The 22150-nt window shown below is 72.6% G+C and carries 17 protein-coding genes and 1 tRNA gene; 12 read left to right on the forward strand and 6 right to left on the reverse strand.

Annotation, left to right across the window (positions count from 1 at the left end; genetic code table 11):
* The first annotated feature begins 8 nt into the window (after positions 1 to 8).
* Positions 9 to 1544 carry a 1-hydroxycarotenoid 3,4-desaturase CrtD gene (gene crtD / locus ABIC30_RS09420; protein ID WP_043712296.1) on the forward strand — a complete coding sequence of 512 codons (1536 nt, stop codon included), beginning with the start codon at positions 9 to 11 and terminating at the stop codon, positions 1542 to 1544.
* Complete coding sequence (locus ABIC30_RS09425) at positions 1541 to 2401, forward strand: carotenoid 1,2-hydratase (protein ID WP_020091984.1); 861 nt, start codon at positions 1541 to 1543, stop codon at positions 2399 to 2401. The genes crtD and ABIC30_RS09425 overlap by 4 nt, the downstream gene beginning before the upstream one ends.
* Here the strand turns inward: ABIC30_RS09425 and ABIC30_RS09430 are convergent.
* On the reverse strand, positions 2361 to 3689 hold the full coding sequence (locus ABIC30_RS09430; protein ID WP_020091983.1) for a glycosyltransferase family 87 protein: 1329 nt from the start codon (positions 3687 to 3689) through the stop codon (positions 2361 to 2363). The two genes, ABIC30_RS09425 and ABIC30_RS09430, sit on opposite strands and share 41 nt — an antisense overlap.
* 148 nt (positions 3690 to 3837) lie before the next feature.
* Between ABIC30_RS09430 and ABIC30_RS09435 the strand changes: the two genes are divergently transcribed.
* The 8 genes from ABIC30_RS09435 to ABIC30_RS09470 are packed head-to-tail and all read left to right on the forward strand — an operon-like array spanning position 3838 to position 15146.
* Positions 3838 to 5088 (forward strand): glycosyltransferase family protein, encoded by a 1251-nt coding sequence (locus ABIC30_RS09435; RefSeq protein ID WP_020091982.1) that lies wholly within the window; start codon positions 3838 to 3840, stop codon positions 5086 to 5088.
* Positions 5085 to 6365, forward strand: coding sequence for a glycosyltransferase family 4 protein (locus ABIC30_RS09440; protein ID WP_020091981.1), 1281 nt, complete (start codon positions 5085 to 5087; stop codon positions 6363 to 6365). The genes ABIC30_RS09435 and ABIC30_RS09440 overlap by 4 nt, the downstream gene beginning before the upstream one ends.
* Entirely contained in the window at positions 6353 to 8305 is a 1953-nt protein-coding gene (locus ABIC30_RS09445; protein ID WP_020091980.1) for a glycosyltransferase, read from the forward strand. The genes ABIC30_RS09440 and ABIC30_RS09445 overlap by 13 nt, the downstream gene beginning before the upstream one ends.
* Entirely contained in the window at positions 8302 to 10143 is a 1842-nt protein-coding gene (locus tag ABIC30_RS09450) for an ABC transporter ATP-binding protein (RefSeq protein WP_026604759.1), read from the forward strand. The genes ABIC30_RS09445 and ABIC30_RS09450 overlap by 4 nt, the downstream gene beginning before the upstream one ends.
* Positions 10143 to 11009, forward strand: a complete 867-nt coding sequence (locus ABIC30_RS09455) for a hypothetical protein (protein WP_020091978.1) — start codon at positions 10143 to 10145, stop codon at positions 11007 to 11009. Before ABIC30_RS09450 ends, ABIC30_RS09455 begins: the two co-directional genes overlap by 1 nt.
* On the forward strand, positions 11006 to 12973 hold the full coding sequence (locus tag ABIC30_RS09460) for an ABC transporter substrate-binding protein (RefSeq protein WP_354454764.1): 1968 nt from the start codon (positions 11006 to 11008) through the stop codon (positions 12971 to 12973). Before ABIC30_RS09455 ends, ABIC30_RS09460 begins: the two co-directional genes overlap by 4 nt.
* Complete coding sequence (locus ABIC30_RS09465) at positions 12970 to 13986, forward strand: ABC transporter permease (RefSeq protein WP_020091976.1); 1017 nt, start codon at positions 12970 to 12972, stop codon at positions 13984 to 13986. Before ABIC30_RS09460 ends, ABIC30_RS09465 begins: the two co-directional genes overlap by 4 nt.
* Before the next feature lie 11 nt (positions 13987 to 13997).
* Positions 13998 to 15146, forward strand: coding sequence for an ABC transporter permease (locus tag ABIC30_RS09470; protein ID WP_020091975.1), 1149 nt, complete (start codon positions 13998 to 14000; stop codon positions 15144 to 15146).
* 24 nt (positions 15147 to 15170) lie between these two features.
* Here the strand turns inward: ABIC30_RS09470 and ABIC30_RS09475 are convergent, their stop codons facing one another.
* Both ABIC30_RS09475 and ABIC30_RS09480 read right to left on the reverse strand, forming a co-directional pair.
* Positions 15171 to 17387: a sensor histidine kinase gene (locus ABIC30_RS09475; protein WP_020091974.1), complete on the reverse strand. Its 2217-nt coding sequence runs from the start codon at positions 17385 to 17387 to the stop codon at positions 15171 to 15173.
* A gap of 55 nt (positions 17388 to 17442) precedes the next feature.
* Positions 17443 to 17784: an Rdx family protein gene (locus tag ABIC30_RS09480; RefSeq protein ID WP_234082982.1), complete on the reverse strand. Its 342-nt coding sequence runs from the start codon at positions 17782 to 17784 to the stop codon at positions 17443 to 17445.
* A gap of 258 nt (positions 17785 to 18042) precedes the next feature.
* Here ABIC30_RS09480 and ABIC30_RS09485 point away from each other — a divergent pair.
* Both ABIC30_RS09485 and ABIC30_RS09490 read left to right on the forward strand, forming a co-directional pair.
* Positions 18043 to 18117: transfer RNA gene (locus ABIC30_RS09485), tRNA-Val, on the forward strand.
* Between the two features lie 156 nt (positions 18118 to 18273).
* Positions 18274 to 19806, forward strand: coding sequence for an acyl-CoA carboxylase subunit beta (locus ABIC30_RS09490; protein WP_020091972.1), 1533 nt, complete (start codon positions 18274 to 18276; stop codon positions 19804 to 19806).
* Between the two features lie 38 nt (positions 19807 to 19844).
* Here ABIC30_RS09490 and ABIC30_RS09495 read toward each other — a convergent pair whose 3' ends face one another.
* From ABIC30_RS09495 to ABIC30_RS09505, 3 genes are all read right to left on the reverse strand, one after another.
* Positions 19845 to 20306: an ABC transporter ATPase gene (locus tag ABIC30_RS09495; RefSeq protein WP_354454767.1), complete on the reverse strand. Its 462-nt coding sequence runs from the start codon at positions 20304 to 20306 to the stop codon at positions 19845 to 19847.
* A 77-nt stretch (positions 20307 to 20383) separates the two neighbouring features.
* On the reverse strand, positions 20384 to 20938 hold the full coding sequence (locus ABIC30_RS09500; RefSeq protein ID WP_020091970.1) for a tellurite resistance TerB family protein: 555 nt from the start codon (positions 20936 to 20938) through the stop codon (positions 20384 to 20386).
* A gap of 191 nt (positions 20939 to 21129) precedes the next feature.
* Complete coding sequence (locus tag ABIC30_RS09505) at positions 21130 to 22050, reverse strand: metallophosphoesterase (RefSeq protein ID WP_020091969.1); 921 nt, start codon at positions 22048 to 22050, stop codon at positions 21130 to 21132.
* Positions 22051 to 22150: the final 100 nt, after the last annotated feature.

Consider the following 22150-nt stretch of genomic DNA (forward strand, 5'->3'; position numbering starts at 1 on the left):
GAGCGGCCGTGGCGCAGGAGCGCGTCGTCGTGATCGGTGCCGGGATCGGTGGCCTCGCCGCCGCCCTGCGGCTCGCCCATGCCGGCTTCGAGACGACAATCCTCGAGCGCGCGCCGCAGCCCGGCGGGAAGATGCGCGCCGTCCCGGTCGGGGACCGCGCCGTCGAGGCCGGTCCGACCGTCTTCACGATGCGCTGGGTTCTCGAGGAGCTGTTCGCCGACTGCGGGGCGGATCTCGGCGACCGGGTCGCCCTGTCACCGGCAAGGCTCCTCGCCCGTCACGCCTGGAGCCGGGACGAGCGTCTCGACCTCTTCGCCGATATCGACGCGTCGGCGGACGCGATCGCGGCCTTCGCGGGACCGCGCGAGGCGGACGGCTACCGGCGCTTCTGCGCCCGCTCGGCCGAGGTCTACCGCACCCTCGAAGGGCCCTTCATCCGCGAGGGCCGGACGGGTCCCGCCGGCCTCGCGCAGCGGGTCGGGCTCTCGGGCCTCGGCGATCTCTGGCGAATCCAGCCCTTCACGACGCTCTGGTCGGCGCTGGGGGCGTACTTTCGCGACCCGCGGCTGCTCCAGCTGTTCGGCCGCTACGCCACCTATTGCGGCGCCTCGCCCTTCACGGCACCGGCGACGCTGATGCTCGTCGCCCACGTGGAGCAGGCCGGCGTCTGGACCGTCGCGGGAGGGCTCAGCGGCCTCGCGCGGGCGGTGGCCGATCTGGCGGCGGAGCGCGGCGCGACCTTCCGGTACGGCGCGGAGGTCGCGCAAATCCTCGCGGACGGCGGCCGCGTCACCGGCGTGCGCCTGAGCGACGGCACGACCGTGGCCGCCGACTACGTCGTCTGCAACGCGGACTGCGCGGCCCTGGGGGCGGGGCTGCTCGGGCCCGATGCGGCCGCCGCCGGCGAGCGGCTCGCGCCCGGCGAGCGCTCGCTCTCCGCGGTCACGCTCTGCGCGGAGGCGGTGCCGGCGGGTTTCCCGCTGGCGCACCACACGGTGTTCTTCTCGCGCGACTACCGGGCCGAGTTCGACGCGCTCCTGCGCGCCCGCCGCCTGCCCGACGACCCGACCGTCTACGTCTGTGCCCAGGACCGGGACGCGGCGGGCGCCGCGCCGCGGGGGCCAGAACGCCTGCTCCTGCTCGTCAACGCTCCGGCGGATGGCCGGGAGCGCCCCCTTCAGCCGCCGGAGATCGAGAGATGCGAGAGGAACCTGATCCGCCGGCTGGAGGCCTGCGGGCTCACCCTGGACTTCACGTCGTCGGCGGTCACGACGACGCCGCGGGACTTCGACGCCCTCTTCCCCGGGACGGGCGGAGCCCTCTACGGTCGGGCGGCACAGGGATGGGCGACGACCTTCAAGCGCGCGGGCGCGCGGACGGCGGTGCCGGGCCTCTATCTCGCGGGGGGCTCGATCCATCCCGGCCCGGGCGTGCCGATGGCGGCGCAGTCGGGGCGGCTGGCAGCGGCAGCGATCCTGGACGACCGCGATTCGATGGCGCGGTCGCGCGGGGCGGCTACGCGTGGTGGTACGTCGATGCGGTGAGCGACGACGGCCGCCAGGGCCTCACGATCATCGCGTTCATCGGCAGCGTGTTCTCGCCCTACTACGCCTGGAGCGCCGAGAAGGACCCCTTCGCCCACTGCGCCATGAACGTGGTGCTCTACGGCGACCGCGGCCGCTTCGCCATGACCGAGCGCCGCGCAACCAGCCTGTCGCGCAGCGCCGACCACATCGCCGTCGGACCCAGCGCCATGCACTGGGACGGCACGGCGCTGACGGTGCGGATCGACGAGCGCGGCGCGCCCCTGCCCCGGAGGATCCGCGGCACCGTGCGTCTCGAGCCGCGCGGGTTCACGGGCGGCCCGTTCCATCTCGACCGGGCCGGGCGCCACCGCTGGTGGCCGATGTCGCCGTCCTCGCGGGTCGAGGTCGATTTCGACGCGCCGGACCTTCGCTGGAGCGGGAGCGGCTACTTCGACACCAACGACGGCGACGAACCGCTGGAGGCCGCCTTCTCGCGGTGGACATGGTGCCGGGCTGACCTGCCGGACGGCGCGGCGATCCTCTACGACGTCCATCACCGCGACGGCGGTGGCCAGAACCTGTCGCTCCGGTTCTCCGCGGACGGCAGCCGCCGCGAGATCCGGCCGCCGCCCGGCGCGGCGCTCCCGGCGACGCGCTTCTGGCGGATGCCGCGCGAGACCCGCAGCGACGGCGGCCGCTCGCGGGTGCTCGCGACCTACGAGGACACGCCGTTCTACGCCCGCTCGCTGCTCGCCTCGACTCTGGGCGGCGAGCCGGTCCGGGCCGTGCACGAGAGCCTGTCGCTCGACCGGTTCCGCAACCCGATGGTGCGACTCATGCTGCCCTTCCGGATCCCGCGGCCGCTGGCTCCGTGAGGGCCTCGGCGCCCCCCGTCCCGGATCGCCGTCGGCTCGGGGTGACGCTTTGCGGCATGACGCGCCCCGCGATGCAGGCGAAGGTCGCCATGCTCAGCACGAGGCCGAGGGGGAAGCCGGTCAGCGCGGCCGCCTCCCGGACGACCGCGAAGAGCGGCACCGCGCATAGCAGGGCCCGCTCGCGCGGCCGCAGGCCGCCCGCGCGGTGCGCGGCGAGCGCCAGGAGGAGCACGGCCGGCACGAGGGGCGCCAGGTCGTAGACTGGGAGGTACGGTGACAGCAGCGGCGCGGAGACGAGGAGCGCGGCCGCGCGCAGCGTCGGGTCTGTGGGCCGGGACCAGGCGCGGCAGGCGAGGCCGAGCGCCAGTACGGCGACGAGACCCTGCGCCGTCCAGGCGGCGGCCATCGAGCCGTCGAGCAGGCGCACCGCGCCGAACGCGCTGGCGTTGAGGTTGAGGCTCGCCGCCGCGTTCTGCAGGATGATCCGGTTCGTGTCCCCGAGCGTGCCGAGGAAGCCGGTCCAGGGCGCCGTCCCGAACAGCGCCAGCGACGCGAGGCAGAGGGCCAGCACCGTCGACGCGCAGGCGGCCAGGCATGCGCGCCGTCCCGTCACGAGCAGGAGCAGGGGGGCGAGCGCCGCGAAGTGCGGCTTGTAGGCCAGCAGGCCGAAGCAGAGCCCGGCGAGCCTCGGTCGGCGATCGACGAGCACCGCGCCGAGGGTGAGCAGCGACGCGGTGAACAGGCCGTTCTGGCCGTAGACGAGGTTGCAGAGCACGAGCGGGTGCGCGAGCGCGACGAGGGCCGCGTCCCGCCGGCCGGCCGCGACCCGCATCGCGAGCGCGAACAGGGCGAGGGAGAGCGCGGTCCACAGCAGGTAGGCCGGCTGCAGATCCAGCAGTGCCATCGCGGCCGCCGGCAGGAGGAACACCGGGGGATAGTGCCACGCGAACCGGCACGCCTGCCCGCAGGCCGCCTTCAGGTTCGCCAGGTGCACCGGCAGGTCGTAGGGGTCCGCCCCCCGCCCCTCCAGCGCCGAGCGGCCCGCCACCCAGACCTGGACGAAGTCGTTGCCGAGGGGGTCGCCGTACCAGTTGCGCCGCGGGTCCGGGCCGGTCCCGTAGACGAGGAGGACCATGGCGAGGCCGAGCGGCAGCAGCACCCAGGCCGCCCGCCTGCCGAAGGCGAACAGCCGGTCATCGCTGCTCAGGAGATGCGCGAGATCCGACCGGAGCGCGGCGGCGCGTGCTGTCGGTGAGCCCGGCACGCGGGTCTCGATGGGCGCTGGCATGACGGAGGATTTCCGCGTCCGGATTCCGCAGCAGCCTAGGCGCGCGCGGTTCCGGGCCCGTTAACAGGGGTGTTTGCGGCCCGGCCCGGCTTGTGCAAGAGGGCGGCGGCTGCGATCCTCGCGCCGTCAAACCGGGGCGATCACATCGATGCGACTGGACGAGGCGTCTCCGGCCCCGCGCGTCCTGATCTACAGCCACGATACCTTCGGGCTCGGCCATCTGCGCCGCTCGCGGGCGATCGCCAACGCGATCGTGGCGTGCAACCGCGGCGCCCGGGCGATGATCGTCTCGGGCTCCCCGGTGGTCGACCGCTTCGCCTTCGCCGCGGGCGTCCGGACGGTCAGGCTGCCGCCGGTGACCAAGTTCGCCGACGGCGGCTATGCCAGCCTCGACGGCGCGACCCCGCTGGCGCGCACCGTCGCGCAGCGTTCCGCGATCATCGCCCAGGCCTGCGACGCCTTCCGACCCGACCTGATCATCGTCGACAAGGAACCGGCCGGCTTCCACGGCGAGTTGCTGCCGGTGCTGGAGAAGGCCGCGGCCCGCGACATCCGCCTCGTCCTGGGCCTGCGCGACGTCCTCGACGACGCCGACCGCCTCGTCCCCGAATGGGAGCGCAAGGGCGCGGCCGAGACGATGGCGCGCTTCTACGACGAGATCTGGGTGTACGGGCTGAGCCGGATCCACGAGCCCCTGGCGGCGCTGCCGATGGAGCCCGAGATGGCCGCCCGCATCGACGGGCGCCTGATCTACACCGGCTATCTCCGCCGCGACCTCCCGGAGCGCCGCGCCGGCCGCGAGGAGCCCCCGATCGCGAACGGCCCCTTCATCCTGGTGACGCCGGGCGGCGGCGGCGACGGGGCGGCCCTGATCGACTGGGTGATCGCCGCCTACGAGGCCGATCCCGCGATCCCCCTGCCCGCGCTCATCGCCTTCGGTCCCTTCCTCGACGCCGGCATCCGCGACGGGTTCATGGCGCGCATCCGCCGCCTCGGCGACCGGATCGCGGCCATCACCTTCGACAGCGAGATCGAGTTCCTGATGCGCAAGGCCGCCGGCGTCGTCGCCATGGGGGGCTACAACACGTTCTGCGAGATCCTGTCCTTCGACCGCCGGGCGATCCTCGTGCCCCGGACCGAGCCGCGGCGGGAACAGGCGATCCGGGCGCTGGCGGCCGAGCGGCTCGGCCTCGCGCGGGTGCTGATGGAGGCGGAAGGCCGGGCGCCCGGGCGCATGGCGGCGGCGCTCCGCGACCTGCCGGGACAGGACCCGCCGTCGCGGGTTCTGGTGCCGGGTCTCCTGGACGGCCTCGACGCGGTCGCGCGCCGCGTCCGGGCGCTGACCGCCCGCGGCGGCGCGAACGTCCCGGCCCGGCCGTACCTGCAGGCCTATTCGTGAGCGCCAAACGGGTCGCCGTGGTGCTGAAGGGCTATCCGCGGCTCTCCGAGACCTTCATCGCGCAGGAGTTGCTGGCGCTGGAACGGTGCGGCCTGGCTCTCGAGATCTGGTCCCTCCGGCGCCCGACCGATCGGGCCCGCCATCCGATGCACGCGCAGATCCGCGCGGAGGCCGCCTACCTGCCCGAGTACCTGCGCGACGCGCCGCTGCGGGTGTCCCGGGGCGTCGGCGCCGCGCTCCGGCGGCCGAACCTGCCCGCGCTCCTGGCGCTGTTCGCCCGCGATCTCCGGCGCGACCCGACGGCGTCGCGGCTGCGGCGCCTCGGGCAGGCCCTGGTCCTCGCCCGGGAATTGCCGGCCGAGGTCGCCCATATCCACGTGCACTTCCTGCACACGCCGGCCAGCGTCGCCCGCTACGCCGCGCTCCTGACCGGGCGCCGGTGGAGCTTCTCGGCGCATGCCAAGGACATCTGGACCACGCCCGACTGGGAACTGGCCGAGAAGCTGCGCGACGCCGAATGGGGCGTGACCTGCACCCGTGACGGCCTCGCCCGGCTCGACAGCCTCGCCCCGGGCCGGACGCTCCTCGCCTATCACGGGCTCGATCTCGCCCGGTTCCCCGACGCGCCGCCGCCGCGCGAGCCGCGCGACGGGACGGACCCGGACCGCGCCCTCCGGCTCCTCTGTGTCGGCCGGCTCGTCGCCAAGAAGGGGCACGACGACCTCATCGACGCCCTCGCCGCCCTGCCCGCGCACCTGCACTGGTGGCTCGACCTGATCGGCAGTGGCGAGCGGCGCGAAGCCCTGGAGGCCCGGGTCGCTGCCTGCGGCCTGGCGGAGCGGGTCCGCTTCCGCGGCGCCCTGGCGCAGCCCGCGGTGATTGAGGCCATGCGCGCGGCGGACCTCTTCGTCCTGCCGACGAAGCCCGCCCCTGGCGGCGACCGCGACGGCCTGCCGAACGTGCTGATGGAGGCCGCGAGCCAAGCGCTCCCGATCCTGGCGACCGCCTTCGCCGGCACGCCGGAATTCATCACCGACGGTGTCCACGGCGTCCTGACGCCGCCCGGCGAGCCGGCGGCGCTGGCCGAGGCCCTGGTCCGTCTCGCGGGCGATCCGGGCCTCCGTCAGCGGCTCGGCGCGGCGGCCCTGGCCCGGCTCGTGCAGGACTTCTCCGAGGAAGCGGCGATCGCGCTGATCGCCGGCCGGCTGCGCGCGTCCGCGGGTCTGCCGCAGGGCGCGGTCGCCCGCGAATCGGAGTTGTCCGCGTGCGCGTCCTGATCGCGGTCACGCATCTGCTCGGCGCGGGGCACCTCACCCGCGCGGCCGCCATCGCCCGCGCCTTCGCGGCGGCCGGCCACGAGACGATGCTGGTCTCGGGCGGCGTCCCGGCACCGATGGTCCGACAGGACGGGTTGCGCCGCGTGCAGCTGCCGCCGCTCCGGATCGCCGGCACGGACTTCTCGACGCTGCTGGACCCCGACGGAGGCCCGGCCGGGCCGGCGCTCCTCGAACGCCGCCGAGCCCTGATGGTCGATACCCTGGCGGCCTTCGAGCCTGACGCGGTGATCACCGAGCTGTTCCCGTTCGGCCGGCGCGCCCTGGCGGCCGAGTTCCTCGCCCTGGTGGACGCGGCCCGCGCCCGGCGCCCGCGCCCGCTCGTCCTCGCCTCCGTGCGCGACGTCCTCGTGGCCTCGACCAAGCCGGAGCGGATCGCCCAGGCGCACGCGCGTGTGGCGGACCTCTACGACGCCGTGCTGGTGCACGGCGACCCGGCCCTGATCCCTCTCGAGGCCTCGTGGCCCCTCGACGCGGCCACCGCCGCGAAGGTGCGTTACACCGGCTACGTGGACGAGGGGACCGTGCCCGCGCCGGCCTCGCGCCGCTCCGGCGTGGTGGTCGCCGCCGGATCCGGACCGGCCGGGCTGGTCCTGCTGCGCGCGGCCGCAGGCGCGGCCCGGCTTCGGCCGGATCTCGGCTGGCGGATCCTGGCCGGCCACGGCGTCCCCGAGGCCGAGCTGTCCGAGATCGGTCACGGTCTCGCGCCCGGCATCCTCGGTCGCGCCCAGCCGGACTATCGCGCGCTCCTGGCCGGCGCCGCCCTGTCGGTCAGCCAGTGCGGCTACAACACGGCCGTCGATCTCCTCGCCACCGGCACACCCGCTGTCCTCGTGCCCTTCGAGGCCGGCGGCGAGACCGAGCAGCGCCTGCGCGCCGAGCGCCTCGCCACCCGGGGACTCGCCCGGGTGCTGCCGGAATCGGAGCTGACGCCCGGGACCCTGGTGGAGGCCATCGCGTCGCGGGGCGTCCTCCCCGCGCCCGGCGATCCCGGGATCGATCGGGACGGCGCAGCGCGCACGGTCGCGCTGGTCGAATCCCTCCGCGGGGGCGAGCGATCGCGCCCCGTCCGGGCTAAGCCGGCCGAGCCGGCCCTCGACGCTCTCCGCCGTGCTCTCGACGCCGTCGCGGCGCGGGGCCTGCGCGTGCCGCTGTTCTGGCGCGACGACGACGCGGTCGCGGGCGGTCCGGACCTCGACCGCCTCATCGGTCTCGCCGAGCACCATGGCGTCCCGCTGCTCCTCGCCGCGATCCCGGCCGGCATCGACGCCTCGCTGCCGCGGCGGCTCGAAGCGGCTGCCGGTGTATCCGTCGCCGTCCACGGCCTCGCCCACCACAACCACGCCCCGCCGGGCGAGAAGCGGGCCGAGTTCGGCGCGCACCGCCCGCTCGAAACCCTGGTCGCCGACGCCGCTGCCGGTCTCCGGATCGCCCGGCAGCGTCTGCCGGAAGGCTCGCTGCTGCCTGTCTTCGTACCGCCGTGGAACCGCGTCGCGCCGGAGCTCGCCGCCGCCCTGCCGGATCTCGGCTATCGCGGCCTCTCGGCCGTGCCCGGCCCGTCGATCCCGGGTTTGCGCCGGCTCGATGCCACCCTCGATCCGATCGACTGGCGGGGCAGCCGGTCCCTGCGCGATCCGGAAGCCCTGCTGCGCGGCCTCGCCGCCGACATCGCGGGCGCGCCGGAGCGGCCGCTCGGCCTGCTGACGCACCACCGCGTCCACGACGAGGCCGTCTGGGACTTCGCCGGCGCCCTCGTGGCCAACCTCCTGCGGCACCCGGCGATACAGGTCGTGGATGTTCGGGCGCACTTCGGCGCGTCCGCGATGGACAAGGGGCCGGCGGCATCTAAGTCTCAGGTCTCACAGATCGCGAGGACGGGTTGAGCCCGCTATTGTCCATCCGCGACCTCGCGGTCGCGTTCCGCACGGAGAGCGGTCCGTTCGAGGCGCTGCACGGCCTGTCCCTCGACGTTCACCGCGGCCGCACCCTCGCCCTGGTCGGCGAGTCCGGTTCGGGCAAGTCGGTGACCGCCCAGGCGATTCTGCGGATCCTGCCGCCCTCCGCCGCCATCACCCGCGGTCAGATCCTGTTCCGGGACGGCGAGGTCGAGGCCGACATCGCGCGGCTCCCCTCCGAGGGCGAGGCGATGCGGGCGATCCGTGGCCAGCGCATCGCCATGATCTTCCAGGAGCCCATGACCTGCCTGTCACCGCTCCACACGGTGGGCGACCAGATCGGCGAGGCGCTGCGCATCCACACCGGGGCCGACCGCAAGGAGGCCGATGCCCGGACCGAGGGGGCGCTGGCCCGGGTCGGCTTCCCGGACCCGCACCGCGCCCTGCGGACCTACCCGTTCGAGTTGTCCGGCGGCCTGCGCCAGCGCGCCATGATCGCCATGGCGCTGATCCTGAAACCCGCCCTCCTCGTCGCCGACGAGCCGACCACCGCGCTCGACGTCACCACCCAGGCCCAGATCCTCGCCCTGCTGGCCCGGCTCCAGGAGGAGACCGGGATGGCGATCCTGCTGATCACCCACGACCTCGGCGTGGTCGCCAACATCGCCCACGACGTCGCCGTCCTCTATCGCGGACGCCTCGTCGAGGCGGGCCCGCGCGACACGGTGATGCGCGCGCCGGGCCACGCCTATCTCCGCGCGCTCCTCCACGCGGTGCCGCGCTTCGACATGGCGCCCGGCGAGCGGCTCACGCCGATCCGCCCGGCCAAGGCCGAGATCCCGCCCGGCCAGGCGCCCGCGCCCCTGGCCGGGCCGATCCTGCAGGTGGAGGGGGTGAGCAAGAGCTTCACGCTGCGCGCCGGTCGGCTGTGGCAGAAGCCGCGGATCGTCCACGCCGTGTCCGACGTCTCCTTGAGTTTGGCGGCGGGCCAGACGCTGGGGCTCGTCGGCGAGTCCGGGTCGGGCAAGACCACGGTCTCGAAGATGATCATGCGGGCGCTCCGGCCGGATTCCGGGCGGATCCTGTTCGACGACGGCAGCGGCCCGCGGGACGTCCACGGCCTGAGCGGCGACGCCCTCTTCGCCTATCGCCGCACGGTCCAGTTCGTGTTCCAGGACCCCTACGCGTCCCTCGATCCGCGCATGACCGTCCGGCAGATCCTGTCGGAGCCGATGGAGATCCACGGCGTCCCGGCGGCGGAGCGGCGGGAGCGCTGCCGCGCCCTTATGGCGATGGTCGGCCTGGAGCCCAGCGGTCTCGGCCGGTACCCGCACGCCTTCTCGGGCGGGCAGCGGCAGCGCATCGGGATCGCCCGGGCGCTCGCCCCGAAGCCGCGGCTGCTGGTGCTCGACGAGCCGGTCTCGGCCCTCGACGTCTCGGTCCAGGCGCAGATCCTGAACCTGCTCAAGGATCTCCAGGCCGCCCTGGGCCTCTCCTACCTCATCGTTTCCCACAATCTGGCAGTGATCGACTACATGGCGGACACGATCAGCGTGATGTGCCGGGGCCGCATCGTCGAGGAGGCGCCCCGCGCGGCCCTGTTCCGCCGGCCCGTCCATCCCTACACGCGGGCGCTGCTCGCCGCCGTGCCCGATCCGAGCCTGGACCATCCCCTCGACTTCGCGGCCGTCGCCTCCGACCGCAATGACCCGACCCGCTGGGAGGAGCCGTTCCGCTTGGCCCCCGACGAGGCCGGGGCGATGCGCCCGGTCGAGACCGGACACCGGGTGCGCTTCAGCGCCGCCCACAGTGCGGAGGCCGCGTGATGCAGGCCCGGCCGCCCGTGATGCTGGAGCGCCTGCGCCGCAAGGTGCTGTCGCCGTTCTTCGACCGCCTGGGCTACGACCTCGTACCGGCCGCCCCCGACTGGACCCACCGGCCGACCTCGCCGCGGGAAGTCGCCACCCTGCTCGAATCGGCCGCCGCCATCCTGGAACGCGATCTCGCCGCCGCCGGCCTCGTCCCCGACGGCGACGTGCTGGAGCAGGTCCGGGCGTTCTGGGCGCTGATACCCACCGCCCCCGTCCGGCAGCGGCGCGGCGGCAGCGGCTTCAACGGCGCGCTGCAGCTCTACGTCGCCATGCGGGCGCTGAAGCCCGACTTCGTGATCGAATCGGGCGTGTTCCGCGGGCTCACGACCTGGGTGATCCGGCAGGCCCGCCCGCAGGCGCAGATCTTCTGCCACGATCCGGACCTGTCGGGCCTGCAGTACCGCGACCGGCAGGCCCGCTACAGCACGGCGGATTGGTCGACCGCCGACTGGTCCATGCTCGACCCGGCGCGGACGGTGGCGTTCTTCGACGACCACGTCGCCCAGGGCCGGCGGGTCGTGGAGGCGCGGGCGCGCGGTCTGACCCGGCTGCTGTTCGACGACGACGCGGCCGGGCACCGGATCCACGCCCATGGCGGCCCCGCGCACCCGACCATCGCGATGATCACCGGGCCCGAGCGCAACCCGGAGCCGATCCGGTGGACGCGGAACGGCCGCCATTTCGAGCAGCCGGCCGACGACGCCCTGGTGCGGCAGGCCGCCGGGTTGATCGCCCGGTCCCACGCCTTCGACGACCTGCACAGGGCGACCGGCTACTCGCCCGCCCGGCTCACCTCCGTGACGTTGCGGGGCAGCTCATGAAGGCCTGGGACATTCAGGACGGCACCCCGTCCGCTCTCCCGCTGCGGGGCGGGAACGACAGCACCGTGTCCCGCCGCGCCCTGCTCGCCGGGCTCGGCGCCAGCCTGATCTGGTCGCGCGCGCCGTCGCGGGCCTTCGCCGACACCCCGCCGGCCGACGCGCCTGGCCCGCCGACCACCCCCTACGTGGCCGACCTCGCCGCCCACGGACGCCGCCTCGGCAGCGCGGGCGGCACGATCCGCACCCTGATCGCCAAGGCGCGGGACGTCCGCTACCTGTCGGTCTACGGCTACACCCGCCTCGTCGGCTACGATTCCGACCTCAACCTGCGGCCCGACGTGCTGGAGCGCGTCGACGTCGAGGGCGGCCGCTTCACGTTCACGCTCCGCCAGGGCCACCGCTGGTCGGACGGGCACCCGTTCACCGCGGAGGATTTCCGCTACTACTGGGAGGATGTCGCCAACGAGAAGGCCCTGAGCCCCGACGGGCCCGCGGCCTTCTTCCGGGTCGACGGCAAGCTCCCGGAGGTGGAATTCCTCGATCCGGTCACCGTCCGCTACAGCTGGGACCGGCCGAACCCGATGTTCCTGCCGGCCCTGGCGGCGCCGCGCGACCCGCTGATCTACCGGCCGTCGCACTATCTCAAGCCGTACCACGCCCGCTACGTCGGCAAGGAGGCGGCCGACGCGAAGGCCAAGGCGCTGAAGCTCCGCAGCTGGGCGGCCCTGCACAATCGCCTCGACGACAATTACGAGCTCAACAACCCGGACTGCCCGACCCTGCAGGGCTGGGTCCCGCGGACCCGCTCGCCGGCCACCCGGTTCCGGTTCGAGCGCAACCGCAGCTACCACCGGGTCGACACGGCCGGCACGCAGCTCCCCTACGTCGATTCCATCGTGATGGACGTGGCCTCGCAGGGCCTCCTGGTCGCCAAGACCAATGCCGGCGAGGCCGACCTGATGTTCCGCGGCCTGATGATGCCCGACATCCCGAGCCTCAAGGAGGGTGAGGCGGCGCATCGCTACCGCACCAACCTGTGGCCCGTGGCCCGCGGCTCGGAGATCGCGCTCTACCCGAACCTGACCACGACGGATCCGGCGTGGCGGCAGCTCAACCGCGACGTGCGTTACCGGCACGCCTTGTCGCTCGCCATCGATCGGCGCACCCTCAACAACACGCTCCTGTTCGGCCTGGGCACCGAGGGCAACGACACGATCGTGCCGGAGAGCGCGCTGTTCGAGCCCGAGATGCGGATCCTCAACGCCGCCTACGACCCGGCCCGGGCCGCCAAGCTTCTGGACGAGATCGGGCTGACGGCCCGCGACGGTTCTGGCACGCGGCTGCTCCCCGGCGGTCGCGCCCTGGAACTGGTGGTGGAGAGCGACGGCGAGGCCGAGATGGTCCTCGACGCGCTGCTGCTCATCACGGAGTTCTGGCGCGAGGTCGGGATCCGCCTGATCACCAAGCCGCAGGAGCGCACGAACCTGCACCGGCGCTCGATCGCGGGCGTGACCGTCATGGTCGCCGCCCAGGGCCTCGACCTCGCCGTCCCGACCGCGATCATGCCCCCGACCGAGCTGAGTCCGGCCCAGCCGGAGCATTATTCCTGGCCGCTGTGGAGCATGAACGTCGAGAGCCGCGGCAAGAGCGGCGAGCCCTGCGACGTACCGGAGGTCCAGCGCCTCATCGAGCTCGACCGGGAGTGGCGCCACACCGACGATGCCGGCCGGCAGGCCGCGATCTGGCGCGAGATGCTGATGAACCACGCGCACAACACCTGGGTGATCGGCACGGTGGCGGGCGCGCTCCAGCCGGTGGTCGGCGCCGATCGCCTGATCAACCTCCCGAAGCGCGCCCTCTATTCCTGGGAGCCCACCGCGATGATCGGCGTGCAGCGCCTCGACGAGCTGTTCTGGGACACGGGCACTGAAACCGGCGCCGACAAGCGCGCGGAGGCCCGGTGATCGTCCAGATCCTCCGCCGCGTCGTCACGATGGCGGTGACGCTGCTGGTCATCTCGGCGCTCGTCTTCGTGATCATCAAGCTGCCGCCGGGCGACTACCTGACCAACCGGATCATGGAGCTGCGGGCCACCGGCGACGCGAGCTCCGTGGCGAAGGCCGAGCTGCTCATCAAGCAGTACGGGCTCGATCGGCCGGTCTGGCAGCAGTACCTGATGTGGATCGGCGTGCTGCCCGGATCGGTCGGGTTCTCCGGGCTGCTCCAGGGCGACTGGGGCTGGTCGTTCGAGTACGACAAGCCGGTGGCGGACGTCGTCGGCGACGCCCTGTGGCTGACCCTGCTGATCAACCTGACGGCGGTGGTGTTCGTCCACCTCGTGGCGATCCCGGCGGCGATCTACTCCGCGACGCACCGGAACACGCTCGGCGACGCCGTCGTCACCCTGCTGGGCTATGTCGGCCTCGCGGTGCCGGGCTTCCTGCTCGCCCTGATCCTGCTGTTCTACGCCAACCGGTGGTTCGGGCTGTCGATCGGCGGCCTCTACGATTCGGCCCTCACCAACCAGCCCTGGACCTGGGAGAAGGTCCGCTCGCTCATGGCGCACCTAATCGTGCCGACGCTGGTGATCGGCCTCGGCGGCACCGCGGCCATGATCCGGCGCATGCGCGCCAACCTGCTCGACGAGCTGGCCAAGCCCTACACGGTGACCGCCCGCGCCAAGGGCCTGCCGCCCCTGCAGGCGCTGCTGAAATACCCGTTCCGGATGTCGCTCAACCCGTTCGTCGCGGATATCGGCAACCTGCTCCCGCACCTCGTCTCGGGGTCGGTGCTGGTCTCCCTGGTGCTCAGCCTGCCGACCGTCGGGCCGCTGCTTCTCGAGGCCCTGCGCAGCCAGGACCAGTTCATGGCCGGGTTCATCCTGATGTTCGTCGCGGCCCTCACCCTCGTCGGCATGCTGATCTCGGACCTGATCCTGGTCTGGCTCGATCCGCGCATCCGCATGGGCCTGCGATGACTCGCCCCGCGATGACCGACGCGCTGCCCGCATCCGGACACTTCGTCGATCCGGCGCCCTTCGAGCCGGAGGCCCGGACCGAGAGCCCGGTCGCCACGGCCTCCGCGTGGCGGCTCATCCTCCGCAAGTTCCTGCGCCACCGCCTCGCCGTGGCCTCGGCCCTGATCCTGCTCGCGCTCTACGCGACCGTGCCGTTCGTCGAGCAGCTCGCGCCCTATGGACAGGCCCGCCGCAACGGCGACTTCCTCTACGCGCCGCCACAGGGCGTGCACCTGTTCCACGAGGGCCGCTTCGTCGGGCCGTTCGTCTACCCCTACCGGGCCCATCTCGACCTCGACACGTTCCGCCGGGACTACAAGGTGGACGCCGCCGCCCCGCAGCCGCTGCGCTTCCTCTGCCGGGGCGACGGCTACGACTGGCTGGGGCTCGTCCGCACCGACCTGCACCTCGTCTGCCCGCCGGAGAACGGCACGCTGTTCCTCCTCGGCACCGACAAGCTCGGGCGTGACCTGTTCTCGCGCATGATCTACGGGGCCCGAATCTCCCTCACCATCGGCCTCGTGGGCGTCGCCATCTCGTTCGCGCTCGGGCTCTTCTTCGGCGGCATCGCGGGCTATTTCGGCGGCGTCGTCGATGCCGGGGTGCAGCGGCTGATCGAGGTGGTGCGCTCCCTGCCGGAGCTGCCGCTCTGGCTCGCCCTGTCGGCGGCGCTGCCGCCGAACTGGAGCCCGCTGCTGATCTTCTTCGGCATCACGGTGATCCTCGGCCTGCTCGACTGGCCGGGGCTCGCGCGGGCGGTGCGCGGCAAGCTCCTGGCGCTGCGGGAGGAGGATTTCGTCCAGGCCGCCGAGCTGATGGGCGCCTCGCCGACCCGGGTGATCGGCCGCCACCTGATCCCGAACTTCATGAGCCACCTGATCGCGTCGGCGACGCTGTCGATCCCGACCATGATCCTCGGCGAGACCGCCCTGTCGTTCCTGGGCCTCGGACTCAGACCGCCGGTGACCAGCTGGGGCGTGCTGCTCAACGAGGCGCAGAATCTCGCGGCGGTGCAGCTCTACCCCTGGCTGCTCCTGCCGGTCCTGCCCGTGCTGGTGACGGTGCTCGCCTTCAACTTCATGGGCGACGGCCTGCGCGACGCTGCCGATCCGTACCACTGACGGGCGCGCGCCGCGCCGTGTGGCCTACCCGGCGAGCGGCAGCGGCGCGATCCGCGTCGGGGCGGCGACGCCCTTGCGCTCGAGGAGGCCCGGCGGCGGCACCGGGGCGTCGATGGTGCACACCACGCCGGTCGGCTCGTAGCTCAGCACCACCTCGCCGGCGAGCTCGCGCGCCAGACTGCGCTCGATCAGGCGCGAGCCGAATCCGGTCCGCGTCGGCTTCTTCACCGGCGGGCCGCCGCGCTCGGACCAGCGGAGCGAGAGCTGCATCTCGTCCAGGCGCCGCACCGTCCAGGCGATCTCGACCGTGCCGCCCTCGGTCGAGAGCGCGCCGTACTTCACGGCGTTCGTGCCGAGCTCGTGCAGGGCCATGGCGATGGACAGCGCGAGCCGCGGCGGCAGCCGCAGGGCCGGTCCCTGAACCTGGAACCGCGAGGCCCGGCCGTCGCCGGCCTCCAGCGGCCGGATCGCGTCCGCCACGACGGCTGAGAGTTCCGCCCCCTCCCAGCTCTCCCGGGTCAGCACGTCGTGCACCCGCGCCAGGGCGAGGAGGCGCGCCTCGAAGGCGGCGCGCGCCGCGTCGGCCTCGGCGCCTTCCAGCCCGCGCAGCGACTGGGCCGCGATCGACTGCACCGTCGCCAGGGTGTTCTTCACCCGGTGGTTCAACTCGTGGATCAGGAGCAGGAGGTGCTCCTCGGCGTTCTTCGTGTCGGTGATGTCGATGTTGCAGCCGGTGTAGCCCAGGAAGTTCTGGGCGTCGTCGAGCCGCGGCACGCCCTCGCACTGGAGCCAGCGCACCGCGCCCGTCCGGTCGATCACCCGCGCCTCCGTGCGGAACGGGATCCGGGCCTCGAACGCCTCCGTGAAGGCGCTGCGGAAATTCTTCAGGTCGTCGGGATGCACGATCTGGTGCCAGCCGTCGTCGTTGAACCGTGCGGCCGGCAGCCCGAACAGGTGCTCGAAATGGAGGTTGGCGAAGCTGACCGCGCCGGTCTCGTCGGTCATCCAGATCAGGGCCGGCGCCGAATCGGCCATGTGCCGGAAGCGCGCCTCGGACTCGCTCAGGGCGCTCAGACCGCGCTTTGTCTCGGCGAGCGCCCGGTCGCGCTCCTCCTCCCGGGTGCGCAGCCGGAGAGACGCCTCCGACAGCACGACGCCGAGCCGCTGGATCTCGTGGACCGGCGACGACACGCGCGGGATCGCCTCGCCCCGGGCCAGGGCAGGCCCCGAAGCGGCCAGCAGCCGGAGGGGGCGCGAGACCCGCGACCAGAGGTTCACCGCCAGGAGCGACGAGGTGGCCAGCACCAGCAGGCCGAAGCCCGCGAAGGCCCAGATCCAGCGCCGCACCCGCGCGTCGACGAGGGCCTGCGGGATGCTGGTCGCGACCATCCAGCCGGTGAGCCGCGAGCGCGCCTCGATCACCACCACCGGCTTGTGCTGGCGATCCTGGCCCTCCCAGACCCCGGGCGTCGACGACTGCACCTGGCGGAGGCTGGCGAGGCGCTGCTTGCCGACCACCGCCTCGGGATCGGGCAGGCGCGCCAGGACGATGCCCGACCTGTCGCTGATCCCCGTCGTCCAGCCCGGGACGACCTCCCGGGACAGGATGCCCTGCAGGCGCGACAGGGGGACGGTGAAGCTCAGGATATAGCCGACCTCGCCGTCGACCATCACGGGCACGCCGACCGCGTAGGTGGCCTCGCTCGGCGTCGGGCCCGGCACGTAGCCGCTCACCATGGCGCGCTGCGTCCCGCGGGCCAGATCCTGGTCGAAGGGTAGCGTCACGACCGGCATCGGCGCACCGCGCGGCACGCCGGTATTCACCATCTCCTGCCCGTTGGGCCGGCGCAGGAGCACGTCCAGGTCGATCGATTCGCGGACGAGGCGCGCCTGGGCGTCGAACGCCTCGAAGTCGCCCTGCCGGATCCGCGGTGAGGTCGCCAGAGTCTGCAGCACCGACACGAGACCGGCGGTGTCGCGGTCCAGGGACAGGCCGATGCCGCGCACGTTCTCGCGGGCGTCCTGCTCGAACCGTGCCCGCTCGGCGGAGGCGTAGCGCATCAGCAGGATGCTGGTGAACAGCAGGCCGGGGCCGATCAGCGCGATCACCAGCGCGATCAGGTAGACCTGGGTCGAGAAGCCGTTTCGCCCGAAGCGGTGCAGCCGCCGCGACAGCCAGGAACGGCGCGCGGGAATCACCGCGGGGACGCCCGCGCCCTCGGCGTGATGGTCCGGACTCAAGCGGGGTCCGTCCCCGGCCCGCGGTGCCACGCGGGCTCGTCGCCGTTCCCTCGCCTCATGACCGGTCGATATGACCGAGATCGCGTGTCGGGTCGAGGTGGTCGCGCACGCGCTGCTTCAGCGCCTTCACGTCCGGGAAACCGCCGTCGCGCACCCGTTCCCACAGGAGCACCCCGTCCAGTTGGATGTTGAAAGCGCCCCCCGTGGCCGGGACGAGGGCGACCTCGCCCAGATCATCGCGAAACGTCGAGAGGAGTTCCTGCGCCATCCAGGCGGAGCGCAGCAGCCAGTTGCATTGGGTGCAGTACGTGATCGCGACGCGCGGCCGTCCTGGCCTCGCCGCGCCCTCCACCGTCACGTCGCTGCCGGGCTTCGCGCCCGCTGGCCCATCGTGCATGCCCGCACAGCGCACCCGGCCGGCGCCCTTGTCAACCTCACGCACGCGCACGTCGGCGTGCCCCGGGCCGGCGACGGCGGCGCTCCGCCGAGTGCGGTGCGTATCTGGACGCCTGCTCGAACGCTCGTCCGGCTGTCAGCCAACATCGCCGGCCGCGCTTGACGTCGCGGCCCGCCGCGCTCTAGAAGGCCCGCCACCGGGTCGCGGCGCCCCCACGGGCGAGCGGCGATGGCGTGCGCTCAGGCAGCACGCCGGTACGGACGGTTAGCACAGCGGTAGTGCGTTCCCTTCACACGGGAAAGGTCGCAGGTTCGATCCCTGCACCGTCCACCATCATCCCTATCCCCCGAAGGTCTGATCCCGCGGCTCCCCGCGTCGGTTTGCCACCCGAAAAGCGCGTGCTAAGGGCGCTCGATCGGTGAACGCATAAGCTTGGACCCGGCCCGATCCGGGTCGCAGGTCACAGGCAGGGGAAGGGCGGGAACAGCCATGAAGGACATCCTCGACAAGCTCGAAGAGCGGCGGGCGCAGGCCCGGCTCGGCGGCGGTGAGAAGCGCGTCGAGGCCCAGCACAAGCGCGGCAAGCTCACGGCGCGCGAGCGCATCGAACTCCTCCTCGACCACGGGTCGTTCGAGGAGTTCGACATGTTCGTGCAGCACCGCTCCACCGATTTCGGCATGGAGAAGCAGAAGATCCCCGGCGACGGCGTCGTGACCGGCTGGGGCACGATCAACGGCCGCACGGTCTTCCTCTTCTCGAAGGACTTCACGGTTTTCGGCGGCTCGCTGTCCGAGGCGCATGCCCAGAAGATCGTGAAGGTTCAGGACATGGCGCTGAAGATGCGCGCCCCGATCATCGGTATCTTCGACGCCGGCGGCGCGCGCATCCAGGAGGGCGTCGCGGCGCTCGGCGGCTACGGCGAGGTGTTCCGCCGCAACGTCATGGCCTCGGGCGTCATCCCGCAGATCTCGGTGATCATGGGTCCCTGCGCGGGCGGCGACGTCTACTCGCCGGCCATGACCGACTTCATCTTCATGGTTCGCGACACGAGCTACATGTTCGTGACCGGCCCCGACGTGGTGAAGACCGTCACCAACGAGGTCGTGACCGCCGAGGAACTCGGGGGCGCCAAGGTCCACACGACCAAGTCGTCGATCGCCGACGGGTCCTTCGAGAACGACGTCGAGGCGATCCTCCAGATCCGCCGCCTCCTCGACTTCCTCCCGGCGAACAACATCGACGGCGTGCCGGAGCTGGAGAGCTTCGACGACGTCAACCGGATCGACGCGTCCCTCGACACGCTGATCCCCGACAACCCGAACAAGCCCTACGACATGGGCGAGCTGATCCGCCGCGTGGTGGACGAGGGCGACTTCTTCGAGATCCAGTCCGCCTACGCGCGCAACATCATCACCGGGTTCGGCCGGATCGAGGGCCGGACCGTCGGTTTCGTGGCCAACCAGCCGCTGGTGCTCGCGGGCGTGCTCGATTCGGACGCCTCGCGGAAGGCCGCGCGCTTCGTGCGCTACTGCGACGCCTTCGGCATCCCGATCGTCACCTTCGTGGACGTGCCGGGCTTCCTGCCGGGCACGGCGCAGGAATACGGCGGCCTGATCAAGCACGGCGCCAAGCTGCTCTTCGCCTACTCACAGGCGACGGTGCCGCTGGTCACGATCATCACCCGCAAGGCCTTCGGCGGCGCCTACGACGTCATGGCGTCGAAGCACGTCGGCGCGGACGTGAACTACGCGTGGCCGACGGCGCAGATCGCCGTGATGGGCGCGAAGGGCGCGGTCGAGATCATCTTCCGCAGTGAGATCGGCGACCCGGAGAAGATCGCGGCGCGCACCGGCGAGTACGAGGACCGGTTCCTCTCGCCCTTCGTGGCGGCCGAGCGCGGCTACATCGACGAGGTGATCATGCCGCACTCGACCCGCCGCCGGATCGCCAAGGCCCTCGGGATGCTCCGCACCAAGAAGATGGAGCAGCCCTGGAAGAAGCACGACAACATCCCGCTCTGAGGCGGGCGGACGGGCCGGCGGCCGCGCCGCCGCCGGTCTCAGCTGCGGTTGCTGTTCTCGATCACCGCGCACAGCGTCAGCGGGCCCTTGTCGGGCGACACCATCGCCGAGCAGGTGACCCGGGCCCCGCCGAGATCGACGTTGCTGTGCCTGAGCTTCGTGGCCGTCGCCTGGGCCCGGTGCGCGGCCTCGGTGATCACGGCGGCATCGATGCCGGTCACCGCGTGCCCGGCCTGCCCGAACAGGTCGTAGTAGCGGTCGGGCGGGTTCGCCCCGCGAAACTGCGCGCCCACAGAGGACAAGTCTGGCCCGCCGCAGGCCAGCGTCAGGGTCATGTCCGGACCGGCCGTGAAGCTCGCGTAGTCGCTCCGGCGCTCGGCCGTCTTGGCCGCCGTCTCGGCCGTGACCTTGTCGACGAGCGCGTTGCAGGACTGTGCCCGGACGGGGCCGGCGCCGGCCGAAAGGGCGGTGAAGACGAGGAGAGGCAGAAGCGCGCGCATGCCCGCGAGGTAGCGCAGCGGTCCGGAAAGGCGAGCGGCGCGGCGTTCCGGCGCGCCTTGCCCCACCCCGATGCGGATCAGGCGGATTCGCCTCGTCCCCTGACCAGGACGGGTCCCTCGCCGACGAGCAGGCGCCGCTTGAGGCGGGCGATGCCCTCCCGCTGCAACTCGCTGGGCGGGGAATGCGCGCTGGCCACCTGGGTCAGCATCGCGATCAGCTCGCCCCGCTCGGCCACCGTCAGCGCGTCGCGCAGAAGCGGCGCCAGGGCGTCGGCGACCTGCGAGAACGGGAGACGCGCCTGCGTGTAGCCCCAGGCCCGCTCGAAGGTGGCCGAGATCCGATCCACCTCGAGCGGACGCTCCATGTATTCGAGGATCCGCGTCTTCTCGCTGGCGGTGAGGGGGCTGCCGGTCCGGACCAGCTGAATCATCAGGATCACCGCCGCCAGGCGCGGGTCGCGGACGCGCTGCAACGGCGTCCCCACGAGGTTCTGGAAGGTCGAGACGGCGCGGCGCTGAAGCCCCTTCGTGTCCCGGTTGACCTCCTGCAGGCCCTTGACGGCTCCGTGCGTCCGCAAGATCCAGAACAGTCCCGCGACGATGATCCCGATGAGGCCGAGCAGGATCGGCATGAGCGTCCCCAGATCGAATCGACGCGGGACGCTCTCACGCACATCTCGGTGTGTCAAACCCGCGTCAATGCCTGCGAATGACCGCTGTGACTTGCAAGATCGCGCGCGCAGGCGACACATCCATTGTGCGCGACCCGGATCTACTTCACCGATGCGGCGACCGTCGGCGTCCGCGTGACGCGCTCGCGTGCTCAGCTGGCGGTCGCGGACGCGTCCGACGTGCCGAGCTCGAGGAGGACGATCTCCGGAGGGACGCCCATCCGCACTGGGATCCGGCTCATCCCGAAACCGCCCGAGACGATCATGTGGCGGCCGTCCTGGACGATGTGGCCGTAGGAGTAATCGTGGCCGCGCACCTTCCGGATGGCGGGGGCGTGGCCGAACAGCCGGACCTGGCCGCCATGGGTGTGGCCGGCGAGGGTCAGCGAGACGCGGTCGGGCACGGAGACGAAGATGTCGGGTTCGTGGGCCATCAGGATCACGGGCGCCGAGTCCGTGACCGCTCGCAGCGTTCGCGGCAGGTCGGCCAGGCTGAACGTGCTCCACGCGTTGAGGAACGGCAGCTGGTCGCCGAGCCCGGCCAGCCAGAACGGCCGCCCGTCCTTCACGAGGCGCACGGCCTGATTCTCCAGGACCGGGATGCCCTGCGCCTCCAGCAGGCGCCGCACCGCCGGAACGCCGCGGCCGGCCCGCTGGACGGCGTGGTCGTCCCACCAATCGTGGTTGCCGAGGATCGCGTGCGTGCCGAGGGGCGCCTTCAGCTCCGTCATCATCCGGGCGAACTGGTCGAGCGGCAGCTTGCGCCACGCGATGCGCCCGGCCGGGTAGTCGCCGAGCAGCAGGACCAGATCGGGCGCGAGGGCGTTGGTGGCCGCGACGATCTCCGCCACCCGGTCGAACGGCATGTACGGCTCGCAGATGTGGAAATCCGCCAGCACCGCCACCCGCAGGCGCAGCGCCGGATCCCAGCGCGGCAGGGACGGCGCGTAGGACGTGACCACGAGCCGGTGCAGCGGCTCGACGTCGAAGGCGTAGACGCCCGTCGCGGCGGTGAGGCCGGCGCCCACGCCGAGCCCGGTCAGGAACTGCCGGCGGCTCGGCATGATCAGCATCGCGATAAGACCTGTAGGCTCCAGAACCCGCCGGGGTCCCGCTAGGCGCGCAGTCCGGCGAAAGCGGGGCGGGCCGCCTTCACGGCCGCGAGACCCTGGC

The organism is Methylobacterium sp. 1030 (assembly GCF_040544715.1).
Lineage (GTDB): Bacteria > Pseudomonadota > Alphaproteobacteria > Rhizobiales > Beijerinckiaceae > Methylobacterium.

What these genes read in the sequence shown, in the direction of transcription:
- ABIC30_RS09430 (WP_020091983.1), bottom strand. Translation starts at nt 3,689, where the DNA reads ATGCCAGCGCCCATCGAGACCCGCGTGCCGGGCTCACCGACAGCACGC.
- ABIC30_RS09500 (WP_020091970.1), bottom strand. Translation starts at nt 20,938, where the DNA reads ATGCCGATCCTGCTCGGCCTCATCGGGATCATCGTCGCGGGACTGTTC.
- ABIC30_RS09435 (WP_020091982.1), top strand. Translation starts at nt 3,838, where the DNA reads ATGCGACTGGACGAGGCGTCTCCGGCCCCGCGCGTCCTGATCTACAGC.
- ABIC30_RS09460 (WP_354454764.1), top strand. Translation starts at nt 11,006, where the DNA reads ATGAAGGCCTGGGACATTCAGGACGGCACCCCGTCCGCTCTCCCGCTG.
- ABIC30_RS09480 (WP_234082982.1), bottom strand. Translation starts at nt 17,784, where the DNA reads ATGCACGATGGGCCAGCGGGCGCGAAGCCCGGCAGCGACGTGACGGTG.
- ABIC30_RS09490 (WP_020091972.1), top strand. Translation starts at nt 18,274, where the DNA reads ATGAAGGACATCCTCGACAAGCTCGAAGAGCGGCGGGCGCAGGCCCGG.
- ABIC30_RS09505 (WP_020091969.1), bottom strand. Translation starts at nt 22,050, where the DNA reads ATGCTGATCATGCCGAGCCGCCGGCAGTTCCTGACCGGGCTCGGCGTG.
- ABIC30_RS09470 (WP_020091975.1), top strand. Translation starts at nt 13,998, where the DNA reads ATGACCGACGCGCTGCCCGCATCCGGACACTTCGTCGATCCGGCGCCC.
- ABIC30_RS09455 (WP_020091978.1), top strand. Translation starts at nt 10,143, where the DNA reads ATGCAGGCCCGGCCGCCCGTGATGCTGGAGCGCCTGCGCCGCAAGGTG.
- ABIC30_RS09495 (WP_354454767.1), bottom strand. Translation starts at nt 20,306, where the DNA reads ATGCGCGCGCTTCTGCCTCTCCTCGTCTTCACCGCCCTTTCGGCCGGC.